Origin of the sequence: Amphiplicatus metriothermophilus (assembly GCF_900199215.1) — a bacterium.
Lineage (GTDB): Bacteria > Pseudomonadota > Alphaproteobacteria > Caulobacterales > Parvularculaceae > Amphiplicatus > Amphiplicatus metriothermophilus.
In genome coordinates, this window is the sequence record NZ_FZQA01000001.1 from 18,497 (window position 1) to 33,142 (window position 14,646).

At 67.5% G+C, this 14,646-nt stretch carries 14 protein-coding genes and 1 tRNA gene; 7 read left to right on the top strand and 8 right to left on the bottom strand.

Features of this window, described 5'->3' with window-relative positions:
- The first annotated feature begins 36 nt into the window (after positions 1-36).
- The 3 genes from CHB64_RS00125 (at position 37) to CHB64_RS00135 (ending at position 4,084) form a co-directional block, all read left to right on the top strand.
- Positions 37-113 (top strand) — tRNA-Pro (locus CHB64_RS00125).
- 153 nt (positions 114-266) lie between these two features.
- Positions 267-2,294 carry a S9 family peptidase gene (locus CHB64_RS00130; protein WP_089410575.1) on the top strand — a complete coding sequence of 676 codons (2,028 nt, stop codon included), beginning with the start codon at positions 267-269 and terminating at the stop codon, positions 2,292-2,294.
- Between the two features lie 89 nt (positions 2,295-2,383).
- Positions 2,384-4,084, top strand: coding sequence for an amidohydrolase (locus CHB64_RS00135; RefSeq protein ID WP_089410576.1), 1,701 nt, complete (start codon positions 2,384-2,386; stop codon positions 4,082-4,084).
- Positions 4,085-4,087: 3 nt separating this feature from the next.
- On the opposite strand, the gene CHB64_RS00140 is transcribed toward CHB64_RS00135, so the two are convergent.
- Positions 4,088-4,501 carry a VOC family protein gene (locus tag CHB64_RS00140; RefSeq protein WP_089410577.1) on the bottom strand — a complete coding sequence of 138 codons (414 nt, stop codon included), beginning with the start codon at positions 4,499-4,501 and terminating at the stop codon, positions 4,088-4,090.
- Positions 4,502-4,586: 85 nt separating this feature from the next.
- Here CHB64_RS00140 and CHB64_RS00145 point away from each other — a divergent pair, with 85 nt between their 5' ends.
- Positions 4,587-5,027 carry a TIGR01244 family sulfur transferase gene (locus CHB64_RS00145; RefSeq protein WP_089410578.1) on the top strand — a complete coding sequence of 147 codons (441 nt, stop codon included), beginning with the start codon at positions 4,587-4,589 and terminating at the stop codon, positions 5,025-5,027.
- On the opposite strand, the gene CHB64_RS00150 is transcribed toward CHB64_RS00145, so the two are convergent.
- Positions 5,014-5,256 (bottom strand): hypothetical protein, encoded by a 243-nt coding sequence (locus tag CHB64_RS00150; protein WP_143265900.1) that lies wholly within the window; start codon positions 5,254-5,256, stop codon positions 5,014-5,016. The genes CHB64_RS00145 and CHB64_RS00150 overlap by 14 nt on opposite strands.
- A 215-nt stretch (positions 5,257-5,471) precedes the next feature.
- Here CHB64_RS00150 and CHB64_RS00155 point away from each other — a divergent pair, with 215 nt between their 5' ends.
- A complete protein-coding gene (locus tag CHB64_RS00155) occupies positions 5,472-6,461 on the top strand; it encodes an ATP-grasp domain-containing protein (RefSeq protein WP_143265901.1) in 990 nt (329 codons plus the stop codon).
- Positions 6,458-7,372, top strand: a complete 915-nt coding sequence (locus CHB64_RS00160) for an MBL fold metallo-hydrolase (RefSeq protein ID WP_183233964.1) — start codon at positions 6,458-6,460, stop codon at positions 7,370-7,372. The genes CHB64_RS00155 and CHB64_RS00160 overlap by 4 nt, the downstream gene beginning before the upstream one ends.
- A gap of 7 nt (positions 7,373-7,379) precedes the next feature.
- On the opposite strand, the gene pdxH is transcribed toward CHB64_RS00160, so the two are convergent.
- Positions 7,380-8,036 carry a pyridoxamine 5'-phosphate oxidase gene (gene pdxH / locus CHB64_RS00165; RefSeq protein WP_089411395.1) on the bottom strand — a complete coding sequence of 219 codons (657 nt, stop codon included), beginning with the start codon at positions 8,034-8,036 and terminating at the stop codon, positions 7,380-7,382.
- A gap of 90 nt (positions 8,037-8,126) precedes the next feature.
- Between pdxH and aroC the strand changes: the two genes are divergently transcribed.
- The gene (gene aroC / locus CHB64_RS00170) at positions 8,127-9,230 is read left to right on the top strand and encodes a chorismate synthase (RefSeq protein WP_089410581.1); all 1,104 of its coding nucleotides are present in this window, start codon (positions 8,127-8,129) and stop codon (positions 9,228-9,230) included.
- Between the two features lie 13 nt (positions 9,231-9,243).
- Here aroC and mddA read toward each other — a convergent pair whose 3' ends face one another.
- The 5 genes from mddA to CHB64_RS00195 all read right to left on the bottom strand — a co-directional run bounded on the left by mddA (position 9,244) and on the right by CHB64_RS00195 (position 14,618).
- Complete coding sequence (gene mddA, locus CHB64_RS00175; protein WP_089410582.1) at positions 9,244-9,990, bottom strand: methanethiol S-methyltransferase; 747 nt, start codon at positions 9,988-9,990, stop codon at positions 9,244-9,246.
- Positions 9,991-10,150: 160 nt separating this feature from the next.
- Positions 10,151-11,404 (bottom strand): response regulator, encoded by a 1,254-nt coding sequence (locus CHB64_RS00180; protein WP_089410583.1) that lies wholly within the window; start codon positions 11,402-11,404, stop codon positions 10,151-10,153.
- 129 nt (positions 11,405-11,533) lie between these two features.
- Positions 11,534-12,604, bottom strand: a complete 1,071-nt coding sequence (locus tag CHB64_RS00185) for a class I SAM-dependent methyltransferase (RefSeq protein ID WP_089410584.1) — start codon at positions 12,602-12,604, stop codon at positions 11,534-11,536.
- 3 nt (positions 12,605-12,607) lie between these two features.
- The gene (locus CHB64_RS00190) at positions 12,608-13,885 is read right to left on the bottom strand and encodes a class I SAM-dependent RNA methyltransferase (RefSeq protein ID WP_200815180.1); all 1,278 of its coding nucleotides are present in this window, start codon (positions 13,883-13,885) and stop codon (positions 12,608-12,610) included.
- A complete protein-coding gene (locus CHB64_RS00195) occupies positions 13,863-14,618 on the bottom strand; it encodes a TlyA family RNA methyltransferase (protein WP_089410585.1) in 756 nt (251 codons plus the stop codon). The genes CHB64_RS00190 and CHB64_RS00195 overlap by 23 nt, the downstream gene beginning before the upstream one ends.
- Positions 14,619-14,646: the final 28 nt, after the last annotated feature.

Genomic DNA, 14,646 nt, shown 5'->3' on the forward strand with positions numbered 1-14,646 from the left:
CCAAGCGCGCGCCCCGGCGCTATAGCGGCCGTCCGTCGGAGTGTAGCTCAGCCTGGTAGAGCACTGTCTTCGGGAGGCAGGGGCCGCGTGTTCGAATCACGCCACTCCGACCATTGATCGCTTCATCCCGAAATAGGTCCTCTCCGCCGCGCGCGGTTTGGCGCGCCGGCGTGCGGCGATCTATGCTCCCGGCGCCGGCGTCGTGAAGGCGTCCGGCGGCGAGAAGGGACGCTGCACATACGGGGAAATCCGCAGAGGAGGAATAGATGCTCAAGACATTGCTGGCCGCGGCTGGCGCGGCGCTCGTCGCGCAATCGGCGGCGGCCGAAACGCCGCTCATCCCGCGCGCGCACTTTTTCGGCAATCCGGAGCGCGCCTCGGCGCGTCTGGCGCCGGACGGGTCCCAGATCAGTTTTCTGGCGCCGAAGGACGGCGTCATGAACGTCTGGGTCGCGCCGGCGAGCGACCTCGCCGCGGCCAGACCCGTCACCGACGACAAGAGCCGCGGCGTGCGGATGTACAACTGGGCGCCGGCCGGGGATCTGATCGCCTATTTTCAGGACGTCGGCGGGAACGAAAACTTCCATCTCCTGCTGACCGATCCCGAAAGCGGCGAGACGCGCGACGTGACCGACATCGAAGGCGTGCGCGCGATTCTGGTGGGCGCCTCTTACGACAGGCCGGGCGAAATCCTGATCGGGCTCAACGACCGCAATCCGGCGCTGCACGACGTCTACAAGCTGGATCTGAAAACAGGCGCCCGCGAGCTTGTCCTGGAAAACCCCGGCTACGCCGGCTTTCTCGCCGACGACGACCTGAACGTCCGCATCGGCCTTCAACAAACGCCCGCGGGCGGCTTCAATATCTATTCGCTCGACGGCGCGGAGCCGGCGCTGCTGGTCGAACTGCCGCCGGAAGACGCCCTTTCAAGCGGCGCGCTCGCCTTCAACGACGCCGGCGACGCCTTTTACATGCTCGACAGCCGCGGGCGCGACAAGGCGGCGCTCACCCTCGTCGACGCCGCAAGCGGCGAGACCCGCAAGGTTATCGCCGCTTCAGACATGGCGGACGTCAGCGACGTTCTCATTCATCCGCTGACCAACGAACCGCTCGCCTATGCGGTCGAGAAGGAGCGCGTGAAGTGGACCGCGCTCGACCGCAAGACCCGCCGCCAGCTCGACGCGCTCGACAAGGCGCTGGAAGGGGACTTCCAGATCGTCAGTCAGACCAAGGATAACGCGACGTGGATCGTCTTCGAAGACGCGGCGACGGCGCCCGGCCGTTTCTGGCTGTTCGACGCCGAGCGCCGCAAGGCGACGGCGTTATTCTCAACGCGCCCAGTTCTCGAAGGCGCGCCGCTTCAGCCCATGCGCGCCGTTACGATTCCCGCCCGCGACGGGCTGGAGCTCGTGTCGTATTACACGCTTCCGCCGGGCGCCGACGCGGACGGCGACGGCCTGCCGGAAGTGCCGCAGCCCACGTTGCTCTGGGTGCATGGCGGGCCCTGGGCGCGCGACTCCTACGGCTATAATTCCGTGCATCAATGGATGGCCAATCGCGGCTACGCCGTGCTGTCGGCGAACTATCGCGGCTCGACGGGCCTGGGCAAAGCCTTCATCAACGCCTCGCACGGCGAATGGGCCGGCAAAATGCATGACGATCTCATCGACGCCGTCGACTGGGCGATCGAACAGGGGATCGCAAAAGCTGACCAGATCGCCATCGGCGGCGGCTCCTACGGCGGCTACGCCACGCTTGTCGGCGTCACCTTCACGCCGCACAGGTTCGCTTGCGGCGTCGATATCGTCGGGCCATCGAACCTCGTCACGCTGATCGAGAGCTTTCCCGAATACTGGAAGCCGTTTCTCGACGCGACCTTCCACCGCGGCATCGGCGATCCGTCGACGGAGGAAGGCCGTCAGGCCGCGATCGAGCGCTCGCCCCTGTTCAAGGTCGATCGGATCAAGGTCCCGCTGCTCATCGGACAGGGCGCGAACGATCCGCGCGTGACCGTCATCGAATCGGAGCAGATCGTCGACGCCATGACCGAGAAGGGCTTGCCGGTGACCTATGCGCTGTTTCCGGACGAGGGACACGGCTTCGCGCGGCCGGAAAACCGCCTCGCCTTTTTCGGGCTGATGGAGGGCTTCCTCGCCGAGAACTGCCTCGGCGGGCGTCATGAGCCCATTGGAAACAGTCTCGAGGGCTCCAGCCTGACGGTGGAGACCGGCGCCGAGGCCGTGCCGGGCCTCGCCGAGGCGCTGGCGAACTTCACGCCCAAAATCGCGCATTGAGCCGCGCCCGGCGCTGCGCCCTTCTAGGAGATCGCAGCGCCGGGACGGCGCGCTGGCGCTGGCGGGCGCATCGGTCTAGCGTTCGCGCTATGACGCGCTCCCAGCCCCATCGAAGCGCCTGCGCGCGCCGAACCGCCCTCGCCGCCCTTGTCGGTCTTGTTCTCGTCGCCTGCGCGCCGGAAGAGCGCGGCCGCGAGCGCGCTGAACAGGCGGACCTCATCATTCGCGGCCTTATCTACACGGGCGTCGAGAGCGCGCCGACCGCCGAAGCGGTCGCCGTGAGGGGCGGCCGCATCCTGAAGGTCGGCGCGCGCGCCGATATCGACCCGCTTGCCGGGCGCAACGCCGAGGTGATCGAGCTCGAAAACGGCGCGCTTTACCCCGGCTTCGTCGACAGCCATGCGCATCTCCTCGGGATCGGCCTGCGCGAGCTCACGCTCAATCTCGAAGGCGTCGGCTCGATCGAAGAACTCGTCGACATCGTGGCGGCCAACGTGATTGAAAGCGCGCCGGGCGCGACGGTCTACGGCCGCGGCTGGATCGAGACCGGCTGGCCCGAAGGACGCATGCCGACCCGCGACGATCTCGATCCCGTCAGTCCAGACAACCCCGTCGTCCTTACGCGCGCAGACGGGCACGCCGCCGTCGTCAACAGCGCCGCCCTCGCCGCCGTCGGCGTCGACGCGCAGACGCCCGACCCCGAGGGCGGACGCATCGAGAAAGACGCGAGCGGCGAGCCGACCGGCATGCTGATCGACAGGGCGATGGACCTGGTCGCTCCGCTCGTCGGCGCGCCGGACGAAGCGCGCCGGGAGGAGGCCTACGGGGTCGGCGCAAAAGTATACGCCGCCCATGGATGGACAGGGCTCCACAACATGTCCGTCGAACCGGGCGATGTGGCGATCATGGAGCGCCTCGCCGTACAAGGCGATCTGCCGATCCGGGTCTATAACGCGCTCGACCCGGCCGGTCTCCACTGGCTCGAACAAAACGCGCCGCGCACGGATGACACGGGACGCGTCATCACGCGCGCGATGAAGCTGTATGCAGACGGCGCGCTCGGCTCGCGCGGCGCGGCCCTGTTCGATCCTTACGCAGACAAGCCGGATACGTCAGGTCTTTTGCTGATGACGCCCGACGAGGCCCGGACGCTGATGCGCCGGGCGCTCGCCGCCGGCGTGCAGGTTTGCACCCACGCCATCGGCGACAAGGCCAACGCGCTCGTGCTCGACTGGTACGCCGACGTGCTGGATGGCGCGGCGAACGATCTGCGCTGGCGGATCGAGCACGCTCAGGTCGTGCGGCCCGCCGACATTTCCCGTTTCGCCGCGCTCGGCGTCATCGCGTCGATGCAGCCGAGCCATGCGATCGGCGATCTTTTCTTCGCGCCGGCGCGGCTCGGGACCGGCCGGCTCGACGGAGCTTACGCCTGGCGCAGCCTCATTGGCGCCGGCGCGATCATCGCCGGCGGCTCCGACGCGCCGGTCGAGCGCGGCGACCCGCTGATCGAATTCTACGCCGCCGTCGCCCGCAGAGGCCTCGACGGCCACCAGGGCGAGGACTGGCGGCCGGAAGAGGCCGTCACGCGCGAAGAGGCGCTGAAAATGTTCACCCTCTGGCCGGCCCGCGCCTCGTTTCAGGAGGATGCGCTCGGCACCATCGAACCGGGCAAGCGGGCCGATTTCACCGCCTTTTCGAAGGACATCATGACCGTTCCGGAGACGGATATTCTAACGGCGCGCGCGACGCTGACGGTCGTCGACGGCGTCGTGGTCTATCGCGACGACTGACGCTCAGGACGCGAACAGCATACGCTCGTCCTCGAAGCATTTGAACTCGAGCGCGTTGCCGGCCGGATCGCGGATGAAGAACGTGCCCTGCTCGCCGGGCTCGCCCTTGAAGCGGATATCCGGCTCTATGATGAACTCGGCCTTCGCCGCCTTAAGCCGCGCGGCCAGCGCGCGCCACTCGGCCGGCGAGAGCACGACCCCGAAATGACGCGCCGGCACGTCGTGGCCGTCGACCGGATTCGTTCCCGCCCTGCGGCAATCATCGGGGCTGAGATGCGTCACGAGCTGATGTCCGAAGAAATTGAAATCTATCCACTTGTCGGAACGGCGTCCGCGCGGACAACCCAGAAGATCGCCGTAGAAGGCTTCGGCGGCCTTCAGGTCGTCGACGGCGATGGCGAGATGAAACGGCTGCACGCCTGCTCCTTATTTCTTTCGTCCGACTTGTTGCGCGCGGGCGCAAGGAGTCTTACATCGCTACGCGCGAACGGACAACGCAACGATGACCGACATCCGGCCTCTAAGCCAAACCTTCTGGGTCGCCCCGCAGATCACGCCTGAGGACGTGCGCGAAGCGGCGGCGAAAGGCGTGAGGCTCGTCATCAACAATCGTCCTGACGGCGAGGAACCGGGCCAGCCCGCCGGCGCCGAAATCGAAGCTGCGGCCAAAGAGGCAGGCCTCGCCTACATCGCGATCCCGATCCGCGGCGGGAACATCGGCGAAGCGGATCTCGACGCCTTCGACGTCGCGGTTGCGAACGCTTCCGGCGTCACGCTAGCCTATTGCAGATCCGGGATGCGCTCGGCGGCCCTGCGCGCGCTCGCGCGGGCCCGCGCCGGCGGCGACGTCGAGGCCATCCTTCGCGAGGCCGCCGAGGCGGGCTACGATCTCGCCGGACTGCGCCCCAGGCTCGAAGCGCTCGCCGCACTCAATAATGGATGATGATGCGCGCGCTTTCGGCCGCCGCCGGTATCGCGAGCGTCTCCGTAAGCGTCACCCCGCAAGCCAGGCCGGCGCGATCCCGGCCCGCCGCGTCCGTCAGGCGCCGATCGAGCCCTTTCCCGCAATCGAGAAAGCTGCCGGGCTCCTTCTCGATCACATAAGCATAGTTGGGCGGGGCCATGATATAAGCCCTGTCGGTGACCCCGCCCTGGCTCTCCCCGAGCGCCACGCCCCCCGCCCCCCGCGCGGCCGGCGCGCCGGCTTGCTGCCCCGACGCCGGCGCAAGGGTAAAGCCGGCGAGGACAAATGCGGCGATCGCGGTAACGTTTTGTTTAAGTCTGAAACACATGGCCTCGCCGTCGCAAGGCCCGGGCCGCGCGCCTTTTGGGGGCGGCGGCTCCCGCGTCGCGGGAAATTTATTTCCTTGTCATCGGCGAAAAAGCCATGTTTCTGAACGGGACGAGGATCGCAGCGCCGGGCGCGTCGTCGGAGCGTCGTTACGTGTTCAGCGAGTTCGAGATCAGCGGCAATCAGCTCATCGCCAAGCAGACGGGCGCGCAGATCCCGTTAACGGTCGATTCCTTCCGCGACGGCTGGCGCATCGCGAGCTTCGCCGGAATCGTGCAGGCCGTGCGCACCATCCGGCTGGCGCGGGGCCGCGAGCCCCGCGCGCGGATTTCCTTCTTTCCGCAAAAGCCGCGCTTCTATTACGCTATCTGGCCGGTCTGTCAGCTCGCCGACGTGAAGATCGTCGACGATCCGGCCGAGGCTGATCTGCATTTCTATTTCGAGGACCGGGAATTTCTCACCGCACCGCCGGCCGCGCCGAGCGATCGGCCCGCTTTCAACGTGGGCTGTTACGACATCCGCAAGAGCGTCGTCGCGCGCGTCTTCGAAGAGACCTTCGGCTACGGACTGACCCTCGATCCGACGGCGCATGACGGTCCGGCGGTCGAAAAGTCCGAAGGCAACGGCCGGCATGACGGACGCATCGTCGCGTGTCCCCTGCCGGCGCCGACGCCCGGCCGCGTCTATCAGCGCCTCATCGACAACACTTTCGACGGCGTCGAGTTCGTCGACATCCGTACGCCGATCGTCGGCGGCCGGATTCCGTTCGTCTATCTCAAGCGGCGCACGCGCGCGCGACGGTTCTCCAACGACAACCGCCGCGTCGACGTCGTCTCCGCCGACGCCATGCTTTCGAGCGCGGAGCAGGCGCGTATCGCCGCCTTCGCGCGGGCGATGGCGCTCGATTTCGGCGGCCTCGACGTGCTGCGCGACCGGGGCGACGGGCGCATCTATATCGTCGACGCCAACAAGACCGACATGGGCCCGCCCTCGGCGCTGTCCGGCAAGGGCAAGCTCAAGGCGATGCGCGGCCTCGCCGACGCTTTCGCGGCGATGGTCGAGGCGCGCCTTGACGGACGGCCGTGACGGAGATTCCCTTCGTGAAGGATTTCTCCTTCGCCTATGGCGAGCCGGCGCGGCTGTCGCCGCTGATCCGGCGCGTGATCGCGAACAATCCGGGCCCGTTCACCTATACGGGCAGCGGGACGTACATCGTCGGCGGCGACGGCGCGCAGACGGTCGCCGTCATCGATCCGGGCCCTGACGACGAGGCCCATCTCGACGCGCTCATGGCCGCGATCGGCGCCGCGCGCGTCAGCCATATCCTCGTCACCCACACCCATCGCGACCATTGCGGCGGCGCGCGGCGCTTCGCCGAGCGGGCCGGCGCGCCCGCGCTCGCCGCCTGCCCGCATCCCGTCAAGGATGCGGCCCTCGACGCGCCGGCGCTCGACGAAGGCGCCGACTACGCCTTCCGGCCGGATAGGCGCATCGCCGACGGCGAGCTCATCCAAGGCGACGGCTGGACCCTCGAGGCGGTCGCGACGCCCGGCCACCTCTCCAATCATCTCTGCTTCGCGCTGCGCGAGGAAAAGGCGCTGTTCACCGGCGATCACATCATGGGCTGGTCGACCACCGTCGTCGCCCCGCCCGACGGCGACATGGGCGATTATCTTGCGAGCCTCGATAAGCTGCTCGCCCGCGACGATCGCGTCTATTATCCGACCCACGGCGCCCCGATCGAACAGCCGCGCCGCTTCGTGCGCGCGGTGCGCGCCCATAGGCTGATGCGCGACCGGCAGATTCTCGACGAGCTCAGGAAAGGCCGCACGAAGGTCCGAGAGATCGCCGCCGCCGTCTACGCCGACATCGACAGGCGCCTTCTTCCCGCCGCGGCGCTCAACGTCTACGCCCATCTCATCCGCCTCACCCGCGCCGGCGTCGTCGAAACCGACGGCGCGCCGCGCATGGACGGGGAGTATCGCGTCGCCGATTAACGCGGGGTCACGGATAAAGGCGCGTGGTTTTCCAGCCCGCGCCGGCGCGCGTGAACAGAAGCCGGTCGTGCAGCCGGAACGGACGATTCGCCCAGAACTCGATCTGCGAGGGGATCATTCTGTAGCCTGACCAGTATGGCGGGCGCGGAATTTCCTTGAGGCCGAACTCGGCGGCCTTCGCGGCGACCGCCTTCTCGAGGGCGAAACGTCCTTCGAGGACGCGCGACTGCGCCGAGGCCCAAGCGGCGATCTTCGCGCCGCGCGCACGCGTTGCAAAATAGGCGTCGGCTTCCTCCGTACTGACCGGCGTCACGGTCCCCCGCGCGCGCACCTGCCGGCGGATCGTCTTCCAGTGGAAGCAGACGGCCGCCTTCGGATTGGCCGCGAGCTGGCGGCCCTTGGCGCTCTCGATATTGGTGTAGAAAGTCAGGCCTTCAGCGCCGAAATCCTTCAAAAGCACCATGCGCACGTCCGGCAGCCCGTCCGCGTCCGCCGTCGCCAGCGCCATTGCGTTGGGATCGTTCGGCTCCTTTTTCGCGGCGAGGGCCAGCCACTCGGCGAAAAGCGCGATCGGATCCTCGCTAGTGAAGACTTCGCCCTGATCCTCGTCGACGGCGTAAGCTTCCTCGCTCGGACTCGGCGGAATGATCGGGGATCGGGGCATCGCATTCTCCTCGCGGCCCATTAATGCTATCGACGCGGGCCTCGTCTATATAATGCGTCAGATCAACGCTGGCGCAGCCTGGGATTTTCAATGTCTGTGAACACTTTCGGGCGGATGTTCCGCGTCACTACCTGGGGCGAAAGCCATGGGCCCGCCATCGGCTGCATCGTGGACGGCTGCCCGCCCGGCGTGCGTCTGACGGAAGCGGCCATCCAGGCCGCGCTCGACAAGCGCAAGCCCGGGACCTCGAAATACGTCACCCAGCGCCGCGAGCCGGACAAGGCGAGACTCCTCTCTGGCGTGTTCGAGGACGACCGCACGGACGGGCCGCGCACGACCGGCGCGCCGGTTAGCATCCTTATCGAGAATGTCGATCAGCGCTCGAAAGATTACGTCGACATCCGCGACAAATATCGCCCCGGCCACGCCGATTTCACCTATGACGCCAAATACGGCCTGCGCGATTATCGCGGCGGCGGGCGCTCCTCGGCGCGCGAGACGGCCGCGCGCGTGGCAGCCGGCGCGGTGGCGGAGGCTGCGCTGAAATTCCTGTACGGAGAAACCGTCTCGATCAGGGGCTGCCTGGTCCAGATGGGCCCGCACAAAATCGACCGCGCGCGTTTCGACTGGGCGGAGATCGAGAAGAACCCTTTCTGGTGCCCTGACGCGCAGACGGCGAAGGAATGGGAAGAGGCGCTTGAGGCCGCGCGCAAGGCGGGCTCGTCCCTCGGCGCAGTGGTCGAGGTGGTCGCGAGCGGCTTTCCGGCCGGGCTCGGCGCGCCGGTCTACGCCAAGCTCGACGCCGACATCGCCTTCGCGCTGATGTCGATCAACGCGGCCAAGGCCGTCGAGATCGGGGCCGGGATGGCGGCCGCCGCCCTCACCGGCGAGGAGAACGCCGACGAAATCCGCATGCGCGACGGCCGCCCGCATTTTCTGTCGAACAACGCCGGCGGAATTCTCGGCGGAATCTCGACCGGACAGGACATCGTCGCCCGCTTCGCCGTGAAGCCCACTTCATCGATCCTCACCCCGCGCAGGACCATCGACCGCTTCGGCCAGGAGACGGAGATCGTCACCAAGGGCCGGCACGACCCCTGCGTCGGGGTTCGCGCCGTTCCCGTCGGGGTCGCGATGCTCGCCTGCGTCCTCGCCGATCATGCGCTGCTGCATCGCGGCCAGTGCGGCGCGTAGCGCGGCTCGCGGATCACCGCCGCCGGCCGAACGGCAGGATCATCGGCGTTTTCGCCATATAATCGCGATATTTTTCGCCGAACACCGCGATCAGGTCTCGCTCTTCGTAACCGATGGCGATGAAGATGTAGATCGTCCAGACCGCGGCGAACAGCAAATGCCCGACCGTCATGTGCGGCGTCGCCCAGAAGGCGATAATGAAACCGAGATAAAGCGGATGGCGGACGTATCTATACAAAGACGGCGTGCGGAACACGGGCGTCGGAAGCTCCTTGTTCCTGTACCGGAGCCAGCCCTGCTGCAGGCCGAACAGCTCGAAATGATTGATGAGAAAGGTCGTGACCAGCACGAGGCCGAAGCCGGCGTAGAACAGCGCCGTTAACACGCCGCTCCATACGCCTGGCGGAACCGACCAGACGACCTGCGGCATCGGCCGCCAGAAAACATAGAGCAGCGCCAGCGCGCCGACCGTAGCGAGCACGTAGGTGCTGCGCTCGACCGTCTTTGGAATGATCTTGCCCGTTGCTCGTTTGAACGAGTCGCGCGCCATGATCGAATGCTGAAGGCCGAACAGGGCCAGAAGACAGATATTGACGAGCGCCGCCGGCGCGTCGGAAAGAGGCGACGGCCCCCAGTCGAGCGTCTTGGGCGCGCCGGCGAAACCGGTTACGCCGCCGCCGACGAAAACGATCAGATAAAGAAAGGCTGCGAAGAACAACGCATACGCCACAACGCTGTAGACGAGCGCGAGCAAGCCCATGGCCCCCTCCCTCGCTGCCGGGCGAATCGCCCGCGTGGCTGAATGCCGGATGCTAGTTTCCTTCGTCCGCCGCTTAAAGACCGGAATCGGATTTTCCGTATCCGCCCCGCGAGACGGTCAGCGTAGGCCGCCCCCGCTTTCAGCCGGGGCGCGCGAGTCCCTACCGCGCCGAAAGCGTCCGCGCGATCCGTTCGTAAAGCTGGTCGGGGCTGACAGGCTTGGCGAGAAACGAGGTGACCCCCGCCCCTTTGGCGGCCTTGCGTTCGTGCTCGCCGGCCGCCGCCGTCACGGCGATGATCGGCACGTTCCGCCAGCGCGCGCCGCTGCGCCGGATCTGTCTGGCGGCGGTCACGCCGTCCATGACAGGCATCTGCATGTCCATCAGCACGAGGTCGCAGGGGGCCGTTTTCAGCTGTTCGAGGGCTTCGCGCCCGTTATAGGCGACAAGAACGTCCTTCGGCTGAATGCGTTGCAGATAGGCCTTCAGGACCTTCACGTTCACCTCGTTGTCCTCGACGATCATGATGGTTTTGTCGCGGACGAGCGTCGCCGCCTGCTCGAAGACGCTCAGAGGCCGGCCTTCCTCGCCGAGCCGTTGGGCCTTCGCGAGGCGCGCCGCGACCGAAAGACGAAAGACGACGCCGCCCGGTCCTGAAGCGGCTTTCAGGCCGCCCCCCATTGCCTCTGCCAGCTTGCGGGCGAGCACCAGCGACAGGGCGCGGCCTTCAGCGTTCATCAGATGCGGGTTCGACCAGCACCGCTCCGGCGAGAAGTAAGTCTCCGCCTGCGCCGGATCGAGACCGGAGCTCGTGTCGCTGACTGTCGCGTCGATCAGCTTGCGGCGCGACCGGCGTCGCTCGGGATCGTCGCGCAGCGCGACCGTCACCCTGACCTCCCCCTGCCTCGTCTGGCTGACGCACTGGCGAACGAGGCTGCTCAGACACTGGCGCATGCGCGCATGATCATAGACGAGCCAGACGGTCGCGCTCGGTCGAACGTCGATCACGAGCGACAGTCCCTTTTCGCGCGCTTTTTTCTCATGCACCTGTTGAACCTGTCGGATCGTATCGGGGAGAAATTCGACGCGCGGCTCGATCTTGAACTTGCCGGATTCGAGATCGACCATGTCGAAGACATCGAGCAGCGCCGCCTTGAGATCGCCGCCGGCTTCCGACAGCCCCGCCACCAGACCGCGCTGCTCTTCGGGGAGCGCTTCGGCGCGCAGGGCGAGCGTTTGCGTCACGCCGAGAACCTTGTTGAGCGCGGCGCGAAGCTGATGGGCGCCGGCGCGCAGAAAGGCCGCCTCGCGGCCCAGCCGCGAGCGATAATAGGCGCGCGTGAGCGCGAAGACCGCCGCACCGGCCGCCGCGCCGCCCAAAACCACGCCCATGACGCCGACAAGAAACAACTGCATCGAAACGCTCGCGTCCGGCGGGAGAGGCGCCAAGACCGATCGTCGCCCCGCACGATGCAATTTTCGGTTGAACTTCCTTACGAGTTCTTTACGCGGCCGGGCGTGCGACGATCACGCGCAACCGCTCGTCTAATTCCTTGTAAAGACGGTGATCTTGCTCAGAAACGCCAGCGTTTCCTCGCCCTTCTCCAGCCCCGCCGCGGCGAGCAGCGCCGCGAGGTCGGCCCGACAATAGCTGTCGTAATAGGGCTCGTGAAAGCCGCGTGGGAAATTTTCGAGTAGCACGTCGAATCCCGGTTCGTCCCCATACTGAATGGTATCGACGAGGATGAACGTTCCGCCAGGCCGCAAGAGCCGCGCGATCTCGCGCGCGACTTTCTCGCGCACAGCCGGGGGCAGCTCATGGAAAAGATACACCGCCGTGACGACATCGAAAGCCTCGTCCGGCAGGCCGGTCGCCTCCGCCGGGGCTTCCACGAACGACATGTTCGCGAAATGCGCGAGCGTCGCGCGCGCCTTGCCGAGATAGGCCGGCGAGAGATCGAGCGCGGTCGCATCGAGCGTCGGCCAGTTGTCCTTCACCGTTTCGAGAAACCGTCCGGCGCCGCAGCCGAGATCGAGAAGCCGCACGCCGGCCGGATCGCGCCCCGCCATCGCGCGGCGGATCGCCGGCAGGGCGCGCCGGCGCATCGCCGCCGCCGCGCCGGTGAACAGCGTTTCGACCTGCATCTCATAGCGTTCGGCCGACTCCTCCGTCAGCCAGCCGTCCGTCTGGTAATGGAAGTTCTGAAGATAGTAGCGCGGATATTTCGTCTGCGTGTCGGCGCGCAGCACTTCGGCATGGCCGCCTGCGAAGCGGCGGCGGGCCACTTTCTCCGTATCGCGCAGATAATCCCTGCTCTGACGGAATAGCCTGGTCAGAGACGGCGCCCGGCGCAGCTCTATGGGCAGCTTATACTCGCCCGCCTCGATGCTGCGCCAGTCGGCGCGAAAAAGCGCGCGAAAAGATTCCTTCAGCCGCGCGCGATCGAGCGGTCCGAACTCCTCCGCATAGGGCGCGGCGCCCGGCGGGGTGAGCGGGCCCATGCGCCGCCGGCCGGCGATGTAATGCGTCGTATACCACGCGATGCGCGCGCTCTGCGCCGCGCCGTAGGCGGCGCGCTGGGCGCCTTTCGCGATGGCGGCCACGAAGGGCGGCATGGATCAAACCCTCTCGAAAACGCCGACCAGCTCGACATGGGCGGCGTAGACGAACTGATCGACCGGCGTCACGGCCTTCAGCCGATAGCCGCCGGCGACGAGAATCGCCGCATCGCGCGCGAATGTCGAGGGGTTGCAGGAGACCGCGATCACGCGGGGAACGCGCGCGGCCGCCAGTGCTTCGGCCTGGGCCTTCGCGCCCGCCCGCGGCGGATCGAAGACGGCGAGATCGTATCCTTCCAATTCTTCTCCCATGAGCGGGCGCTCGAAGAGGTCGCGGGCCTCGGAGGTCACCGGCCGGCAGGGCGCATGCGCGGCGGCGGCTTTGAGCGCGGCGACGGCCGCCCGGTCGGCGTCGACGGCGTGAACGGTCGCGATCTGCGACAGCGGAAAGGCGAAGGCTCCCACGCCGCAGAACAGGTCGAGCGCCCGGCGCGCGCCGGTCGCGCCCGCAAGAACCAGACGGACGAGCGCCGCCTCGCCTTCCGCGCTCGCCTGCAGAAAGCCGCCGGGCGGCGGCGAAACAGGAACGCCTGCGAAACGGACAAGCGGCGGGGCGCGCGTCAAGAGCGCCTCGCCGTTCATGGCGATACGGACGACGCCCGCCGCCTCCATCGCTTCGCGCAGGGCGAGCAGTCCGATCCCTTCGGGCTCGCTGGCGCCGCGCGCGGGGCGAAGGTCCGTATCGAGACCGTTCTCCATCAGCGTGACCGCCAGATCGAAAGCGCGCCACTCCCCGGGCAAAGATGCGCAAAGCCTCTTGAGCCCCGGCAGGGCGGCGAAGAGAGCTGGATGAAGAACTTCGCATGTTTCGATTCCGACGATGCGGTCCGACGCGCGCGCGTTGAAGCCGAGAAGGACTTTCCCGCCCCTGCGACGGACGGCGAAGACCGCCCGTCGGCGGGTCCGTGCGGGAATCGCGACCGCTTCGCCCGCCGGCGCGTCTTTGAGGCCCGCGCGGGCGAGCGCTTCGATGATCCGCCGGCGCTTCCAGTCGAGATAAAAGCCGCGCGCGGCGTGCTGAAGGGCGCAGCCGCCGCAACCGCCGAAATGCCGGCACGGCGCGGCGAACCGATGCGGGCTCGGCGTCAGGATCTCCTCGAGCGCGCCGCGCTCGCCCGCAATGCGCGCGCGCACCCGCTCGCCCGGAAGCGTGTACGGAACGAAAACGCCGCGCCCCTCGACCGTCGCCACGCCGTCGCCGCGCGCGCCGAGATGGTCGATGACTAGCTCGGCGACGCGCGCCGGCGCGACCCGCCTAATCCTTCTTGCGCGCGCCAAGCAGAAACTCCCTGTTGCCGTCGCCGCCGGCGATCGGGCTTTCGACGACCCCCTCGACCGTCCAGCCCCGCTCTTCGAACCACGCCGCAATATCGGCGAGCATCGCCTCGATCTCCGCCGGCGCGGCCTTCACGCGCCCGCCCTTGCCGATCTTCTCCGGCCCCAGCTCGAATTGCGGCTTGACGAGAACCGCCGCGCGCGCGCCAGGCGCGGCCAGCGCCAGCGCCGGCGCCAACGCTTTGCGGATGCTGATGAAGCTCAGATCGCAGACGAGAACGCCGACAGGCTCCGGGACCAGCGCGCGGGTCAGATCCTTCGCATGCGTCTTTTCGAGGTTGACGACGCGCCGGTCGCCCGCAAGCGAGGCGTGAAGCTGCCCGGTTCCGACGTCGACCGCATAGACCCGGCGCGCGCCGGCGCGCAGAAGCGCATCCGTGAAGCCGCCGGTCGAAGCGCCGAGATCGAGACAGACCTCGCCGGCGGGAGAAATGCCGAACGCGCCGAGCGCGGCCTCGAGCTTCACGCCGCCGCGGGAGACGTAATCATGAACGTCGCCGGCGACCTCGACCCGGTCCGCCGGCGTCACCCTCGAAGACGGCCTGGTCGCCACGACGCCGCCGACGCGCACGAGGCCGGCCCGGATCGCGGCCTGCGCCCGGACGCGACTTTCGAAATGGCCGGCTTCGACCAACGCAAGATCGAGCCGGCGCGGCTGGTTCGAATCGACGCGCATGACGGGAAGACAGTAGACTGAAAAAGGG